This window comes from Streptomyces griseorubiginosus, assembly GCF_001514195.1.
In the GTDB taxonomy this organism is placed as follows: Bacteria; Actinomycetota; Actinomycetes; order Streptomycetales; family Streptomycetaceae; genus Streptomyces; species Streptomyces griseorubiginosus.
The window spans coordinates 1-14,360 of record NZ_KQ948742.1 but is presented as its reverse complement, the minus strand read 5'-3'; the positions used below and the strand labels follow the sequence as shown (position 1 = coordinate 14,360).

14 protein-coding genes are annotated in these 14,360 nt (G+C 71.1%); 8 read left to right on the top strand and 6 right to left on the bottom strand.

Annotated features, from left to right (window positions below; all coding sequences use genetic code 11):
- The first annotated feature begins 101 nt into the window (after positions 1-101).
- Positions 102-1,673: a helicase HerA-like domain-containing protein gene (locus tag AQJ54_RS31970; protein WP_107121181.1), complete on the top strand. Its 1,572-nt coding sequence runs from the start codon at positions 102-104 to the stop codon at positions 1,671-1,673.
- A gap of 205 nt (positions 1,674-1,878) precedes the next feature.
- Here the strand turns inward: AQJ54_RS31970 and AQJ54_RS31965 are convergent, their stop codons facing one another.
- The 3 genes from AQJ54_RS31965 to AQJ54_RS31955 form a co-directional block, all read right to left on the bottom strand.
- On the bottom strand, positions 1,879-2,199 hold the full coding sequence (locus AQJ54_RS31965) for a hypothetical protein (RefSeq protein WP_062243125.1): 321 nt from the start codon (positions 2,197-2,199) through the stop codon (positions 1,879-1,881).
- Between the two features lie 228 nt (positions 2,200-2,427).
- Positions 2,428-3,015: an HhH-GPD-type base excision DNA repair protein gene (locus tag AQJ54_RS31960; protein WP_062243720.1), complete on the bottom strand. Its 588-nt coding sequence runs from the start codon at positions 3,013-3,015 to the stop codon at positions 2,428-2,430.
- A gap of 67 nt (positions 3,016-3,082) precedes the next feature.
- The gene (locus AQJ54_RS31955; protein WP_062243122.1) at positions 3,083-3,802 is read right to left on the bottom strand and encodes a siderophore-interacting protein; all 720 of its coding nucleotides are present in this window, start codon (positions 3,800-3,802) and stop codon (positions 3,083-3,085) included.
- A 78-nt stretch (positions 3,803-3,880) separates the two neighbouring features.
- On the opposite strand from AQJ54_RS31955, the gene AQJ54_RS31950 reads away from it, so the two are divergent.
- From AQJ54_RS31950 to AQJ54_RS31930, 5 genes are all read left to right on the top strand, one after another.
- The gene (locus tag AQJ54_RS31950; protein WP_062243120.1) at positions 3,881-6,220 is read left to right on the top strand and encodes a penicillin acylase family protein; all 2,340 of its coding nucleotides are present in this window, start codon (positions 3,881-3,883) and stop codon (positions 6,218-6,220) included.
- A gap of 8 nt (positions 6,221-6,228) precedes the next feature.
- Entirely contained in the window at positions 6,229-6,918 is a 690-nt protein-coding gene (locus AQJ54_RS31945) for a GNAT family N-acetyltransferase (protein WP_062243118.1), read from the top strand.
- Complete coding sequence (locus AQJ54_RS31940) at positions 6,908-7,375, top strand: cupin domain-containing protein (protein ID WP_062243115.1); 468 nt, start codon at positions 6,908-6,910, stop codon at positions 7,373-7,375. The genes AQJ54_RS31945 and AQJ54_RS31940 overlap by 11 nt, the downstream gene beginning before the upstream one ends.
- Positions 7,372-8,124, top strand: coding sequence for an SDR family NAD(P)-dependent oxidoreductase (locus tag AQJ54_RS31935; RefSeq protein WP_062243112.1), 753 nt, complete (start codon positions 7,372-7,374; stop codon positions 8,122-8,124). The genes AQJ54_RS31940 and AQJ54_RS31935 overlap by 4 nt, the downstream gene beginning before the upstream one ends.
- A gap of 258 nt (positions 8,125-8,382) precedes the next feature.
- The gene (locus AQJ54_RS31930) at positions 8,383-10,323 is read left to right on the top strand and encodes a copper resistance CopC/CopD family protein (protein WP_062243108.1); all 1,941 of its coding nucleotides are present in this window, start codon (positions 8,383-8,385) and stop codon (positions 10,321-10,323) included.
- Here the strand turns inward: AQJ54_RS31930 and AQJ54_RS31925 are convergent.
- Positions 10,289-11,131, bottom strand: a complete 843-nt coding sequence (locus tag AQJ54_RS31925) for a DUF72 domain-containing protein (protein WP_062243105.1) — start codon at positions 11,129-11,131, stop codon at positions 10,289-10,291. The genes AQJ54_RS31930 and AQJ54_RS31925 overlap by 35 nt on opposite strands.
- Before the next feature lie 30 nt (positions 11,132-11,161).
- Here AQJ54_RS31925 and AQJ54_RS31920 point away from each other — a divergent pair, with 30 nt between their 5' ends.
- Both AQJ54_RS31920 and AQJ54_RS31915 read left to right on the top strand, forming a co-directional pair.
- A complete protein-coding gene (locus AQJ54_RS31920; RefSeq protein ID WP_062243102.1) occupies positions 11,162-11,941 on the top strand; it encodes an SDR family NAD(P)-dependent oxidoreductase in 780 nt (259 codons plus the stop codon).
- Positions 11,942-12,041: 100 nt separating this feature from the next.
- Positions 12,042-12,410, top strand: a complete 369-nt coding sequence (locus AQJ54_RS31915) for a hypothetical protein (RefSeq protein ID WP_062243099.1) — start codon at positions 12,042-12,044, stop codon at positions 12,408-12,410.
- Between the two features lie 544 nt (positions 12,411-12,954).
- On the opposite strand, the gene AQJ54_RS31910 is transcribed toward AQJ54_RS31915, so the two are convergent.
- A complete protein-coding gene (locus AQJ54_RS31910) occupies positions 12,955-13,596 on the bottom strand; it encodes a hypothetical protein (RefSeq protein WP_062243096.1) in 642 nt (213 codons plus the stop codon).
- A 590-nt stretch (positions 13,597-14,186) separates the two neighbouring features.
- Positions 14,187-14,342, bottom strand: a complete 156-nt coding sequence (locus AQJ54_RS47845) for a tetratricopeptide repeat protein (RefSeq protein WP_487248027.1) — start codon at positions 14,340-14,342, stop codon at positions 14,187-14,189.
- Between the last annotated feature and the right edge of the window lie 18 nt (positions 14,343-14,360).

Below are 14,360 nucleotides of genomic sequence, written 5' to 3'. Positions count from 1 at the left end.
CCAAAAACTGGGCAAAGCGGGAACAGGGGTCTGGTATGAGCGAGCGAAAGACCGCGCCCGGGGGCGTCACGGGGGGCCCGACGGGAACTGCCGACCGTTCCATGCCGGAGGCAAGAGCCGCTTCCGCCGCCCTTCCGCAGCCGGCCCTGGAGATCGCCTCCGGCTATGCGTTCGGCGGGCCCGCCCTCGAACTCGGGGCGCTGCTGTGGGACGGCGTCTGCCTGCCGGACGCGCAGGTCAGGATCCCCCTGCCGATGCTCAACCGGCACGGCCTCGTCGCCGGCGCCACCGGCACCGGCAAGACCAAGACGCTCCAGCTCGTCGCCGAGCAGCTCTCCGCGCAGGGCGTGCCGGTCTTCCTGGCCGACATCAAGGGGGATGTGTCAGGCATTTCGGCGCCCGGCGGGCGGAACGAGAAGGTGCAGGCCCGGGCGGCTGAGGTGCACCAGGAGTGGGTCGCCACCGGGTTTCCCGCCGAGTTCTACGCCCTCGGCGGCATCGGGCACGGCATCCCCGTGCGGGCCACCGTCACCAGCTTCGGGCCGGTGCTGCTGGCCAAGGTGCTCCAGCTCAACCAGACCCAGGAGCAGTCCCTCGGCCTGATCTTCCACTACGCCGACCAGAAGGGGCTGGAGCTGGTCGACCTGAAGGACCTGCGGGCCGTCGTCGCCTTCCTGACCTCCGACGAGGGCAAGGCCGAGCTGAAGAACATCGGCGGCCTGTCCACCGCCACGGCCGGGGTCATCCTGCGGTCCCTCACCGCCTTCGAGGCGCAGGGCATGGCCGACTTCTTCGGGGAGCCCGAGTTCGACACCGCCGAGCTGCTGCGGACGGCGAGCGACGGGCGGGGCATGGTGTCCGTCCTGGAGCTGGCCGCCGTACAGGACCGGCCGCAGCTGTTCTCGACCTTCTTGATGTGGCTGCTCGCCGATCTCTTCCACGACCTGCCGGAGGTCGGGGACGCCGACAAGCCCAAGCTCGTCTTCTTCTTCGACGAGGCGCATCTGCTCTTCCACGGCGCCTCGAAGGCGTTCCTCGACTCCATCACGCAGACTGTCCGGCTGATTCGCTCGAAAGGGGTCGGCGTCTTCTTCGTCACGCAGACCCCGAAGGACGTACCGGCCGACGTCCTCGCGCAGCTCGGCAACCGCGTGCAGCACGCGCTGCGGGCCTTCACTCCCGACGACCAGAAGGCGCTCAAGGCGACCGTGAAGACCTTCCCCGACTCGGCGTACGACCTGGAGGAACTCCTCACCGGGCTCGGGACCGGCGAGGCCGTCGTCACGGTTCTCAGCGAGAAGGGCGCCCCCACGCCGGTCGCGGCGACGCGGCTGCGCGCCCCGGAGTCCCTGATGGGGCCCGTCGAGGCCGGAACCCTCGACGCCGCCGTCAAGGCCTCGCCGCTGTACGGCCGTTACGCACAGGCTGTGGACAGGGAGTCGGCCTACGAGAAGCTGAGTTCGCTGAGTTCGCCGAGTTCGCGGGGTGCCAAAGGCCCGGACGAGATGGCCGACGAGGTGAAGGCACCGGCCAGGAAGCCCAAGGACGATCCCTCCGTCGTCGAACAGGTCGTCGGCAGCGGGGTGTTCAAGTCCCTCGCGCGGTCGCTGGGCACGCAGATCGGGCGGGAGATCACCCGCTCGCTGTTCGGTACGGCCCGGCGGAGGCGGTAGCCGAACGGTCCCGCCTCCGCCGGTCCTCGGTGGATCAGCCGCGCTTCGGTTCCTTCACCGGCGGCTTCCGGTCCTGGTGCTGCGCCTTCGGCGCACTGCGGGCGGCTTCCGCGCGCAACAGGGCGCGCAGGACCGCGTACGGGTCGGTGGGCATGGCTGTGTTCCTTGCGTGAGTGCTGAACTGGCTCGGGGGAAGCGGGCTCTGTCAGCAGCGCAGGACCACGGAACGCAGGGCGGGCAGCGCGTACGGCGGCCTCGGGGGCGCCGGGAGCCGACGGCCCTCGGAGACGGAGGGTGCCGTTCCCGGGCGCGCGGCCGGTCGCAGGGGTACGGCGGCTGCCGTGCGGTGGGCGGTGCGGGCCGGTGGCCGCAGGGCCGTGTCCAGGACGTCGTACTCGGCGGTCTCACCGGCCACGACATGGGCCGCGTGCGTCTGTGCGGGGGCGCCCGGCACGAGCAGCACGAGGAGCAGCACGAGCGCACGCAGCAGGCCGAGACGGTGCTGAGGGCGTCGTGCGGTGCTCACCCAAGTCGTCTCCCCCTCCGACGCGCCCGGTTCATCACTTCGGCGCGGGGGTTCACCCGTTCGCGGCAATTCGCGGCAAGGGGGACGCGGGCGGTTGGGGGGGGCGGGGCTGAGGGGGGCGGCTCCGGCTCAGGCTCAAGCTCCGGCACCGGCTCCGGGTCGGGGCTGAGGGCGGTGACCAGCTCCGGCTCCGGCAGCACCGGGTCTGGCACCGGGTCGTCTGCCCGGCTAAGCCTTCTTCGCCGCCTTCGCCGCCGCCTTCATCTCCTGCTTGTGCGCCCGGACCTTCGTCAGGGACTCGGGGCCCGTGATGTCGGCGACGGACCGGAAGGACTTCGGTTCGCCGTATGTCCCGGCCGCCTCCCGCCAGCCCTCGGGCTGCACGCCGAGCTGCTTGCCCAGCAGGGCCAGGAAGATCTGGGCCTTCTGCTTCCCGAACCCCGGCAGCTCCTGGAGGCGGCGCAGCAGTTCACGCCCGTCCTCGACGCCCTTCCAGACCAGCTCGGCCTCACCGTCGTAGTGCTCGACGAGGTACTGGCACAGCTGCTGGATCCGCTTGGCCATCGAGCCGGGGTAGCGGTGCACGGCCGGCTTCTCGGAGAGCAGCGCGGCGAAGGCCTCCGGGTCCTGCGCGGCGATCTCGTGCGCGTCCAGGTCGTTCGCGCCGAGCCGGTCAGCGATGGTGCGGGGCCCCTTGAACGCCCACTCCATCGGAACCTGCTGGTCCAGCAGCATCCCGACCAGCGCGGCGAGCGGGGAGCGGCCGAGGAGTTCGTCGGCCTCGGCGTCCTGGGCGAGGTGAAGGGTGACGTCCATGCCCCCGATCATGCCCCCGCCCGGGTCATCCCTCCACGTGAGGGCACCTCCAGCCCCGGAGTCCCGGTCAGGGCCTCCAGTACCCCAGCGCGTTGATCCGCTCCTTCGGCACCCCGAGCTCTTTGCGGACGTACGACGACAGCGCCCTGGTCGTCGCCGTGTCGCAGGCGATCCACACGTACGCGTCCGGGTGGGTCCGCAGCAGGCCGGGCAGGGCCGAGCGGGCCTGGGAGACCAGGTGGGCGCCGGAGTCGAGGCGCGGCACCCGGCGGACCTCGTGGCGGGCGGGGTCGGTGCGGAAGGGGAGGCCCTCGTCGCCGCCCTCGAACCAGACCGTCGCGGGGGAGGAGTCCAGCGCGCCGAGGAGGGAGTTGAGGGCGGGCAGCGAGGCCGGGTCGCCGAAGACGAAGACGTGGGAGGGCTCGGGGTCGGGACGGTCGAACCCCGTGCCGTGGACCGTGGCCTCGATCGTGTCGCCGGGCTTCGCCGTGCGGGCCCAGTCGCTGGCCGCGCCCTCGTGCAGGGCGAACTCCAGGCTGAAGGTGCCGGCCCCGGGGTCCGGGTCGACCAGGGTGAAGGCGCGCTGGTGCGGCTTGCCCGCGGCGGAGAACCACAGCCGTACCCACATCGTCGGGTGGACGCCGGTGGCGGCGAGCATCCCGCCGTCGGTGAGGTGCACCCGCCGGTACGCCTCGGTGACGTCCTCCGCGCCGGTCACGGTGAACTCGAAGTCCTTCGCGCGCAGCAGCCGCAGGACCGCCCCCTCCCAGCCGTGCCCCTGCCCCATGGTCTTCTCACCCTTCGCGTACGATCCCCACATCGGAAAACTTAGGTAAGCCTAACTTAAAGAGAGCCGGGTGTGAGGGTGAGCATCGAGATCTTCCGCGACGCCTGGGGGATCCCCCACCTCCGTGCGGACAGCGCGCGGGAACTCGCCCGCGCCCAGGGCCGGGTCACCGCCCGCGACCGCGCCTGGCAGCTGGAGGTCGAGCGGCACCGCTCGCGCGGGACCTCGGCCGCGTTCCTCGGCGCCGGGGCCCTGCCCTGGGACACCCTCGCGCGCCGGGCTCGCCTCGACGACACGGCGAGACGCTGCTTCGCCGCGCTGGAGAGACGGGACCCGGAGACCGCCGACTGGGTGCGGGCGTACGTCGACGGTGTCAACGAGGAACTGCCGGGTGCCGAGGCCCCCGAGTTCGCGCGGGCCGGCCTCGCCCCCGGGCGCTGGGAGCCCTGGACCCCGCTTGGCGTCTGGCTCGGCACGCACATCCTGTTCGCGGGCTTCCCGGCCAAGCTCTGGCGGGACGAGGCGATCCGGCACCTGGGCCCGGACGCGGTCGGCCTCTTCGCCACCGACGGCCCCGGCACCGCCGGCAGCAACGGCTGGCTGGTCGCTGGCGCCCGCACCGGCACCGGCCACGCGATCCTCGCGGGCGACCCGCACCGCTACATCGAGGACCCCGGCGTCTACCAGCAGATCCGGCTGTCCTGCCCCGAGTTCGACGTCCTCGGCCTCGCCGTGCCCGGCGTCCCCGGCATCGCCCACTTCGGCCACGCCGGCACGGTCGCCTGGTCCATCACCAACGCGATGGCCGACTACCAGGACCTGTACCGCGAACGCCTGCGCCGCACGGGCGCCGGCATCGAGGCCCTCGGCCCGGACGGCCACTGGCACCGGGCCTCCCGGCACACCGAGACCGTGGAGGTGGCGGGCGAAGCACCGGTGGAGATCGAGGTGATCGAGACCGACCGCGGCCCGGTGATCGCGGGCGGCCCGGAGGGGTTGGACGGGGGAGTGGTGGAGGGGGGAGTGGTGGAGGGGGCACCGGTCCTCTCGGATCCGCCGGTCCTCGTGGATCCGCCGGTCGTTTCAGACCCGTCGATCGGCTCGGATCCGTCGGTCGTCTCGGATCCGTCGGACGGCTCGGGCCCGTCGGTCGGCTCCGATCCGTCGGTTTTCCCGGGCCAGTCGGTCCTCCGGGACTCGTCGGCCCTCCTGGGCCAGACAGTCCCCCCGGACCCGTCGGCCCTCCCCGACCCGCTGGCCCCCTCCGACCCTCCAACCCTCCCCGACCCCCCGGTTGCCCTGTCCCTCCGCCACCCGCCCCGGGTCACCGAGGACCTCGGCTTCAGTGCGCTCCTCCCCCTTCTCCGTGCCCGCCGCGCGGCCGACGTGGACCGGGCCTTCGACCACTGGGTCGAGCCGGTGAACGTGGTGCAGGCCGCCGACACCGAGGGCGGGCTGCTGCACCGGGTCGCGGGCCGGGTCCCGGTGCGCGCGGCGGCCAACCGCCTGCGGCCCGTGCCCGCCTGGGAGCCCGGTCACGAATGGCAGGGCTGGCACGAGACCCCCCGCGCCGGACTCACCGACGGCATCGCGGTGATGGCCAACCAGCGCGGCCCCGCCACCCCCCTCGGCGTCGAGTTCGCTCCACCGCACCGAGCGCAGCGGATCACGGCCCTACTGGCGGAGAAGGACCGCTGGTCCCCCGCCGACATGCCGGCGATCCACACGGACACCCATCTCGCCTCGGCGCAGCCCCTGTTGGACCGCATGGAACGGCTGGACGGCCTGAGCCCAGAGGCCGAGACGTTGAGGGAAACGATCCTCCAGTGGGACCGTCGCATGGCCGCGGACAGCCATGAGGCTGCCCTCTACGCCGCCGTCCGCAGCGCGGTCGTACGACGGCTGGCGGCCCACCCCGCCTTCGCCGCGCTCACCGCCCCGCCCGCCTACCCCGACGTCCTCCTCCCCTGGCTCGGCCTCCTCCCCCGGATCGCCTTCGCCCTCGAACACCTCCTGCACGCCGAGGAGTTGTACGGCGTCGACCGGGACGGCGTAGTGCGCGGCGCCCTGGAGGAGGTGGCCGCCGAGCCGCCGCGGGGCACCTGGGGCGACACCCACCGCCTCGTTCCCTGGCGGGCACTTCCGGAGCCGGACCCGGACGCCCCCGCCCTCTCCGGGGACCACGACTGCGTCCTGTGCACCTCGGCGGTCCCCGGGCTCACCGACCTCGCCGCGCGCGGCCCGGCCGCCCGCTACGTCTGGGACCTGGCCCGCCGCGAGGACAGCCTCTGGGTGGTCCCGCTGGGCGCCTCCGGCGTCCCCGGCTCACCCCATCACCGCGACCAACTCCCCTTGTGGCTCAAGGGAGATCTCGTCCCGGTCGTCACCGACTGGCAGCACCTGACGAAGGAAGACTGAGGAAACCGATGTCCGACACCCCGGCCCACGCAACGGCCCCCACCTCGGCCGACGCAGCGCCCCCCCACCCGGCCCACGCAGCGGCCCCCGCCCTCGCCCCCACCCGTGAAGCGGTCCACACCCAGACCGTCCCCGGCTTCGGCACCGTCCGCGTCCTGCCTCTCGACCCGCACGCCGACGCCCCCACCGTGCACGCCTGGGTGCGCGAGGAACGGGCCGCGTTCTGGGGCATGAACGGCCTCACCAAGGACCAGGTGGCCGAGATCTACGCCCACTTGGACACCCTCGACACCCACCACGCCTACCTCCTGGAGAAGGACGGCGAACCCGCCGGGCTCCTCCAGACCTACGAGCCGGAGGCCGACCGGGTCGGCGAGTGCTACGAGGTCCGCCCCGGAGACATCGGCGTGCACCTGCTGCTCGCGCCCGCGGCCGCCGGGGTCGCCACCTCGGGGTGGTCGTCGGCGCTGCTGAGCGCCGTGGCCTCGTACGTGCTGCTCGGACTCGACCGGCGCCGGGTCGTCGTCGATCCGGACGTGCGCAACGAGAAGGCCGTCGCCCGGTTCGTGAAGCAGGGATTCGTGGCGGGCGAGGCCGTCGTCCTCCCGGAGATCGACCTCCCGGACGTCCACCTGCCCGAGAAGCACGCCCAACTGGCCTTTCTGACAAGGGAGGTAGCCTTCCCGGGTGACGCCTGACGACCTCGTCGCCCACTACGGCCTGGAACCGATCCCCCGCGAGGGCGGCCTGTTCCGGCAGACCTGGGCGGGACCGGAGCGCGACGACGGACGACCGCACGGCACCGCGATCGTCGCGCTCCTGACCGCGGACGACTACTCCGCCCTGCACCGCCTGCCCAGCGACGAGATCTGGCACCACTACCTCGGCGATCCCCTGGACCTCCTGCTCCTCGCCCCGGATGGCACGGCGACGACCCCCGTGCTGGGCCCCGACATAAGAGCCGGCCAGCGCCCTCAGCTGACCGTGCCCGCGGGCACCTGGATGGGCGCCAGGACCCGTGGCGCGTGGACCTTCTTCGGCTGCACCATGGCCCCCGGCTTCACCTACCAGGACTACGAGCACGGCGACGCGGCCGAGCTGACGGCGCGTTATCCCGCCGAGGCCGCCCGGATCGCGGGACTGTGCCGTCCATGAGACTCCTGGAGGGCCAGGTCGCCCTGGTCACGGGCGCGGGCGGCGGCATCGGACGCGGGGTCGCGCTGCGCTTCGCCGAGCAGGGCGCCGCGGTCGCGCTCCATTGCCGTACGGCGGTGCCGGCGGCCCGTGAAGTGGCTTGCAGGATCGAGGACTTGGGCGCCCGGGCCGTCGTACTGGAGGCGGAACTGCGGGACGAGGCGGAGTGCCGGCGGCTGGTTGCCAAGGCGGCCGAGTGGGGTGAGGGGCTGACCTCCCTGGTCAACAACGCGGGCGTGCAGCCGACGCAGCCGCTGCCCGGGATGACGGCGGCGCAGTGGCGGGAGGTCGTGGACACCAACCTCACCAGCGTCTTCGCGTGCACGCAGGCCGCAGCGGAGGTCATGGGGCCGGGCGGGTCGGTGACCCACATCGCGTCGATCGAGGCGAGCCGGCCCGCGCCCGAGCACGCCCACTACTCCGCCTCGAAGGCCGCGGTCGTGATGCACGCACGGTCGGCGGCCCTCGAGTACGGCCCGCGGGGCATCCGCGTCAACACCGTCTCGCCCGGCCTGATCGACCGGGAAGGGCTGGCGCGGGCCTGGCCGGAGGGCGTGGAGCGCTGGACGCGACGAGCGCCCCTGGCCCGGCTCGGACGCCCCGAGGACGTGGCCGACGCGTGCGTGTTCCTCGCCTTACCGCTCGCGTCCTGGATCACCGGTCACGACCTGGTGGTGGACGGCGGGGTGTCGGCGGGGGCGGCGTGGTGACGGTGGGCGGGATGTCGGTGGGGGCGGCGTGGTGACGGTGGACGTGGTGAGGGCGGGGACGGTGTGGTGACGGTGGGCGTGGTGACGGCGGGGGCGGTGTGGTGAGCCGCACGGCGCCGTCCGCGCCGCCGGTGAGCGCTTGGCCGTCCGCGTCCGTACCTATCGGGAAGACCGTGAGCCCAGGTACGGAGTAGTGACGTGAGGTGTGAGCGTACGCGCAGCAGCACAGGCCGGCGAAGGCGAGGACTTCAGGGGCTGGTGCTGCTGGGCACCGCGCTGGTCCTGCTCCTCCTCGGCGGCGGAACGGCGTCGGCACACGCGGCCCTGCGCGCCACCGACCCCGAGGACGGAACCGTCCTCAAGTCCGCCCCCCGCTCCATCACCCTGACCTTCACCGAGTCCGTCGGTCTGCTCGACGACTCCTTCCGGGTCCTGACCCCCAAGGGCGAACGCCTGAAGACCGGCGAAGCGGCACACGGGGCGGGCGGCTCGGACACGGCGAGCGTCACCCTGCCGGCCAAGCTCGCCCAGGGCACCTACACGGTGGCCTGGCGGGTGGTCTCGGCCGACAGCCACCCGGTCTCCGGCGCCTTCACCTTCTCGGTCGGCAAGCCCTCCCCGGCCACGGTGGTCGTGGACACCGGCCCGACCGAGAACCCGGCCACCGAGAGCCTCTTCAACATGGGCCGCTACCTGGCCTACCTCGCCGCGGCCCTGCTCATCGGCACCGCGGTCTTCCTCGCCGCCTGCCGTCCCCCGGAGGCGGCCCGCCTGGGCAGGCTGCTGTGGGCGGGCTGGGGCACCCTGCTCGGCTCGACCCTGTTCCTGCTGGTGCTGCGCGCGCCCTACGAGGCGGGGACGGGCCCGGCGTCCGCCTTCTCCCTGAAGGCCTTCGAACGCACCCTGAGCACCCGCCCCGGCGAGGCCCTCCTGGTCCGCGTGGCACTGCTGCTGGTCGCGTACTTCTTCGTCGTACGACTGCTGCGGCTCGGCGAGTCGCGGCTGTCCCGCCCCTGGCAGGCCGCCGGCGCCGTGCTCGCCGTGGGCCTCGCGCTGACCTGGGCCGCCGCGGAGCACGCGTCGGCCGGGATCCAGGTACCGGTGGCGATGACCTCCGCCGTGCTGCACGTGCTGTCCATGGCGGTCTGGCTGGGCGGCCTCGCGTCCCTGCTCTCGCTCCTGCACCGGGCCTCCTCCCAGCTCCCGCCCGCCGTGGTCGCCCGCTTCTCCCGGCTGGCCTTCGGCTGCGTGACCGTCCTCGTCGTCACGGGCGTCTACCAGTCCTGGCGCGGCCTGGGCTCCTGGAAGGAGATCACCGGCACGACGTACGGCCATCTCCTGGTCCTCAAACTGATCGCGGTGGCACTGCTGCTGACGGCGGCGCGGCTGTCGCGGCGGTGGACCGGACGACTGACGGCCACGACCACGGCCACGGGGGCGGAGGCGAAGCCGGCCGTCGAGGAGAAAACGGTCGTCGAGGAGAAAACGGCCGTGGTGGAGACGGTGCCGGAACGGGTGGGAGCGGCGGCGGTTTCGTCGACGTCTGCCGGTACGGCTGGAGCATCCGCGGTTGCGGACCCTGAGGGCGAAGCGCCCGCCGCCCAGGACCCGGACGACGCGGTGCCGACGCCGGCCGAGCCGGTGTCCGCCACCCCCGGCCAGGGGGCACGTGACGGGCGTCGTACGCGTGGGCGTGACGCGCGGGCCGACGCGGCCTACCGGCACGGCCTGCGCCGCTCCGTCCTCGCCGAAGTGACCGTCGGTGTCGTGGTGCTGGTGCTGAGCACCGTGCTGAGCGGCACACTGCCCGGCCGGGCGCAGGCGGAGGCGGCCGAGGCGGGTCCGGCCACGGGCGGACTGCCCACCGCGTCTGTGACCACTGTCCCGTTCGCCGTGGCCGGTGCTTCGGGGAAGGTTCAGATCACCCTCGACCCGGGCCGCACCGGCGAGAACTCCGTGCAGGCCATCGTCTACGCGGCCGACGGCGGTCTCGCCACGGTCCCCGAACTCCGGTTGTCCTTCACCCTGCCGGCCAAGCAGATCGGCCCGATCGACGCCGGGCTCAAGAACAAGGGCGGCTACTGGGGCACGAACGACCTCACCCTGCCGCTGGCCGGCGACTGGCAGATGAAGGCCACGGTCCGGGTGTCCGACATCGACCAGATCAGTGTGACGAAGACGGTGCGGATCGTGGGCTGAGCAGCTCGTCCATGGTCTCGGCGGCGTGTACGGCGGCTGCCGCGCAGCAGTTGTTGAACAGGACGTGCACCTGGTCGACCCGCTCGGCCAGGGCGCGCACCCGCGGTACCCACTGGGCGAGTTCGGCGCGCGAGTAGTCGTAGCGGAAGCGTTCCTCCTTGCTGCCGCGGCCCCAGGAGGAGCTGCGCCCGTGGAAGCGCACGACGGCCAGCCGGTCGGAGGTGACGGGGGTGACCGGCGGCAGGGAGGCGGGCAGTCCCTGGCGCATGTCGACGGCGACGGCCGCGAAGCCGTACTTGGCCAGCAGCGCGCAGGTGAGGTCCTCCTGCTCCTCGTGCCACCAGGACGGATGCCGGAACTCGACCTGGACGGGCCACCCGGCGGTCCGTTCGGCGGTCTCCTCCAGGAACCGCTCGGCCCGCGCCCCCGGCCGGAACCACGGCGGGAACTGGAACAGCACCCCGCCGAGCCGCCCGGCCTCCCGCAACGGCTCGATCCCGGCGGCGAACCGCGCCCACACCTCGCCCGGAGGGACGTCGGCGAGCGCGGCCTGCCGGGCGGGGTGCCCGGTGAGCACGGCGTACGCCTTCACGTCGAACACGAACTCCGGGGGCGTCCGCTCCACCCAGAGCCGGCTGTTGCGCTCACTGGGCAGGGCGTAGAAGGTGCCGTCCACCTCGACGACGGGAAAGCGCCCGGCGTAGAACCGCAACCGCTTCTCCGCGTCCCGCCACCCCGGCGGGTACCAGCCGCTGCGGACGAGCGCGGGGTCGGTCCAGGAGCACGTGCCGACAAGGATGTTGGTCATGGACGCCGGGTACCGACTTAGGGTGCGGCCATGACTTCCCAGGCGTATCTCTCCCAACTGTTCTCGCTGGAAGGCCGCGTGGCCCTGGTGACCGGCGGCAGCTCGGGCATCGGCAGGTCGATCGCGGAGGCGTTGGCGCGGGCGGGAGCGAGCGTGGTGATCGCGGCGCGCAGAGAACCCGAACTGTCCTCCGTAGTTGCTGAATTGGACGCATCGGGCTGCCGATCGGCTTGGGTGAGCGGAGACTTGAGCACGAGGGACGGGGTCCGTACGGCGGCGGAGGCGGCCGCGGCCGTGTTCGGCGAGCCGGACATCCTGGTCAACTCGGCGGGGGTGAACCTGCGTCCCCCGATGAACGAGCTCACGGACGAGGTGTGGGACACGACGATGGCCGTCAACCTGGAGGCCCCCTACCTCCTGGGCCAACGCTTCGGCCCCGGCATGGCGGAGCGCGGCTTCGGCCGCATCATCCACATCACCTCCCAGCAGGCCCACCGCGCCTTCGTCCAGAGCGGCGCGTACGGCGTCTCCAAGGGCGCCCTGGAATCCCTGGCCCGCTCCCAGGCCGAGGCCTGGTCCCCCCACGGAGTCACCTGCAACACCCTGGTCCCCGGCTTCGTCCTGACCCCCCTGAACGCCCGCCTGGCAGACGACCCGGAGCAGGTGGCCCACCTTGCCACCCGCACCATGACAGGCCGCAACGGCCTCCCGGACGACTTCGCGGGCGCGGCGGTGTTCCTGGCGAGCGGGGCGGCGGGGTATGTGACGGGGCAGTCGATCTTTGTGGACGGGGGGTTGTCGGTGCATTGAGGCGGGGGAGGTGAAGGCCCCCGAAACTCGACTGGACTGCCGCTGCCATGATCCGGACCGCCGGTCTCTCGTCGTCCGGTATGGAGAGCCGGGAGGCACGATGGACAAGCGAACGGATCCTGTCGAGATCATCGCGCGGGTGGGCGGCCTCACGCCCTGCTCGGACCACGAGCGGGCTCTCGGCACCTGGGTGTACCTCGCCTCGAAGGCGGGATGGCAGGTAGCAGAGGCCGACGGATTCACTGCCAGCCCCGGCCGGGGTGAAATCGGCGCGGTGGACATCGAGGGCATCCGGTACGTGATCCGTCTCGGCCCCTGGGTACGACGGCTCCTGTACGAGGTGGTCGACGGACACATGGTGAAACGGGACACCCTCGCGACCGCGGCCTGGGCGGAGCCGCTCGTCACGAAAGACAGCGCACCGGGTTTGCACTCCGCGGAATCCGGCAGATCCGACTGTTCCGACTGACACGGAAACGTCGAAGGGCCCCGCTGCGAACAGCGGGGCCCTTCGACATCGTGCCCGGTGAGGCACTGGCGGAGGATACGAGATTCGAACTCGTGAGGGGTTGCCCCCAACACGCTTTCCAACTGTCCGCGCGGCTGCCCGGGAGCGTTCGCAGCGGTTCGCGTGGCAGGTCAGGCGGGCGGCGCGTACTTCCATGAACGGTGATGTCCGTGGGCGCACTGGACAAAGACCAGGACAACGAGGCGACCAACACCCGCTTTAGGAGCGAGGTTGGGCGACCTGACGGCTGACCTGTGGAAGAAGCACTCCGGCGGACGTGGGGTGCACGCCCTGCTAGCGCGTGCTGTTCCCCGTGGCTCCCCACTCGTTCTGGCACGGTTGTGGCACGGAGAGCTTCTGATCCGCAGCTCTGCAGAGAACGGTCATTCAAGGTCATACAGGCCGCCATGAGGCCAATGAGGGCTGGTGCTGCCGGTTGCTGGGGTTGCTGTACTTCGTTGCGGTACGCGGTCGGCGCCACTCCTCACCCTGGCAGGTAGCCACCTCAACCCCGGGTCTCTCTATCCCATAGGCCATACGCCATCCCCGCAATCACTAGGGCGCCAGATAGCGAGATGGTAAAGATGGTGAAGACGTCACCTCCACCAAATTTGTCGATCAACAGGAACGCCGAATGGGCGGCAAACGCCAGAGGGATAATGAATAGAAACATCGATCCCAAGGCCAATTGGATGGCGAACCCAAAACGTTGCGCCCCGCTATCGCCTGGAAAGTGCAGTCCAATATTCCAGGGTCCGGCCGACGGTTTCAGCTCCACCTCCAGATCTTGCCCGTATAGCTGCGGTCTCAGTTTTTTATAGAAGGCATCGAAAACCTCTTCACAGGCGAGCCACTTGCAAGCGTAGGTCATGGAGCTGCAATAAAAATAGCCAGCCAAGGCGGGTAACGCCTTTTGCAGCGTCGCAGAGTTGGCAAACTGAAATCCCGCGACCGTGAACCTCAATTCCTGCTTGCTCCCGATCAGCAGCTCAAATAGGGCGACAATTAGGCAGTAGGCGATTGTTGATCGATTCAGGCTCTTGGTGACCTCTTCCCATGATTCGCGGAGCTCCTTGAGGTATTTTTCAGCCTCTTCTGTGGAAATTTCCTCCAACGCCTTCTGAGCTCTCTCTTTATTCGATGGCATCCATCACCCCTCCTTGCGGCAGTATTGGGCATGCTCAAGTTCACTCACCCGCGTAGCGCTGATTGCCGATTCATTCCCTCGTGTGCGGGCTTGCACGCCGAACATGCGGGAACATTGTGTACACGAAATCTTGTGACGCGTATCAGCGTTGAGCGAATTGGCACGTACGAGTGGACGACTCCCGCATCACTGGACAAGCGCGGTCGGTGGAGTCTCAACTACCGATGCCCGGCCGATCCCGCGGGGAGGCATCGTCTTGACGTGGGCCGTACTCCGCGGTGCTCGCCTCGTGGCCACGGGCCGTATCCACATGTGGGCGCGCGTCGGAGCAGCGCGGGCGAAGCGGGCCGAAGGCAGGAGCGTCGCCCGCAGCGGAGCCGGGAAGCGCGCCCGGCGGAGCGGAGCGCAGCCGGGGCTTGACGAGGTGAGGAAATCCGTTCCGACTGGGAACACAGCGTCTTTCAAGAGCGTCGCGTCACCACCAATGGCGCTTGCTCTGACCTGTATCAATGGCCCGATGTGGCACATTCAGGAGGGTGCTGGCCCACATATGGCCCAGAGAGCAGCCTCTGAGTTGTCTTACTGGTCTGTCAGTCGACGGCACGGGGCTGTTGAAGGTCACCGAGTTCTCGCTGAGTGCTGAGGGTGTCTGGGTGGGTGTCGCCGAGGCTGTCGCGTCGGTGGGCGAGGATGGCCTCCAACTCGCTGCGGGCCCGGTCCAACTCACCCTGATCCCGCAGAACCAGGGCAAGTTCGTGGCGAGC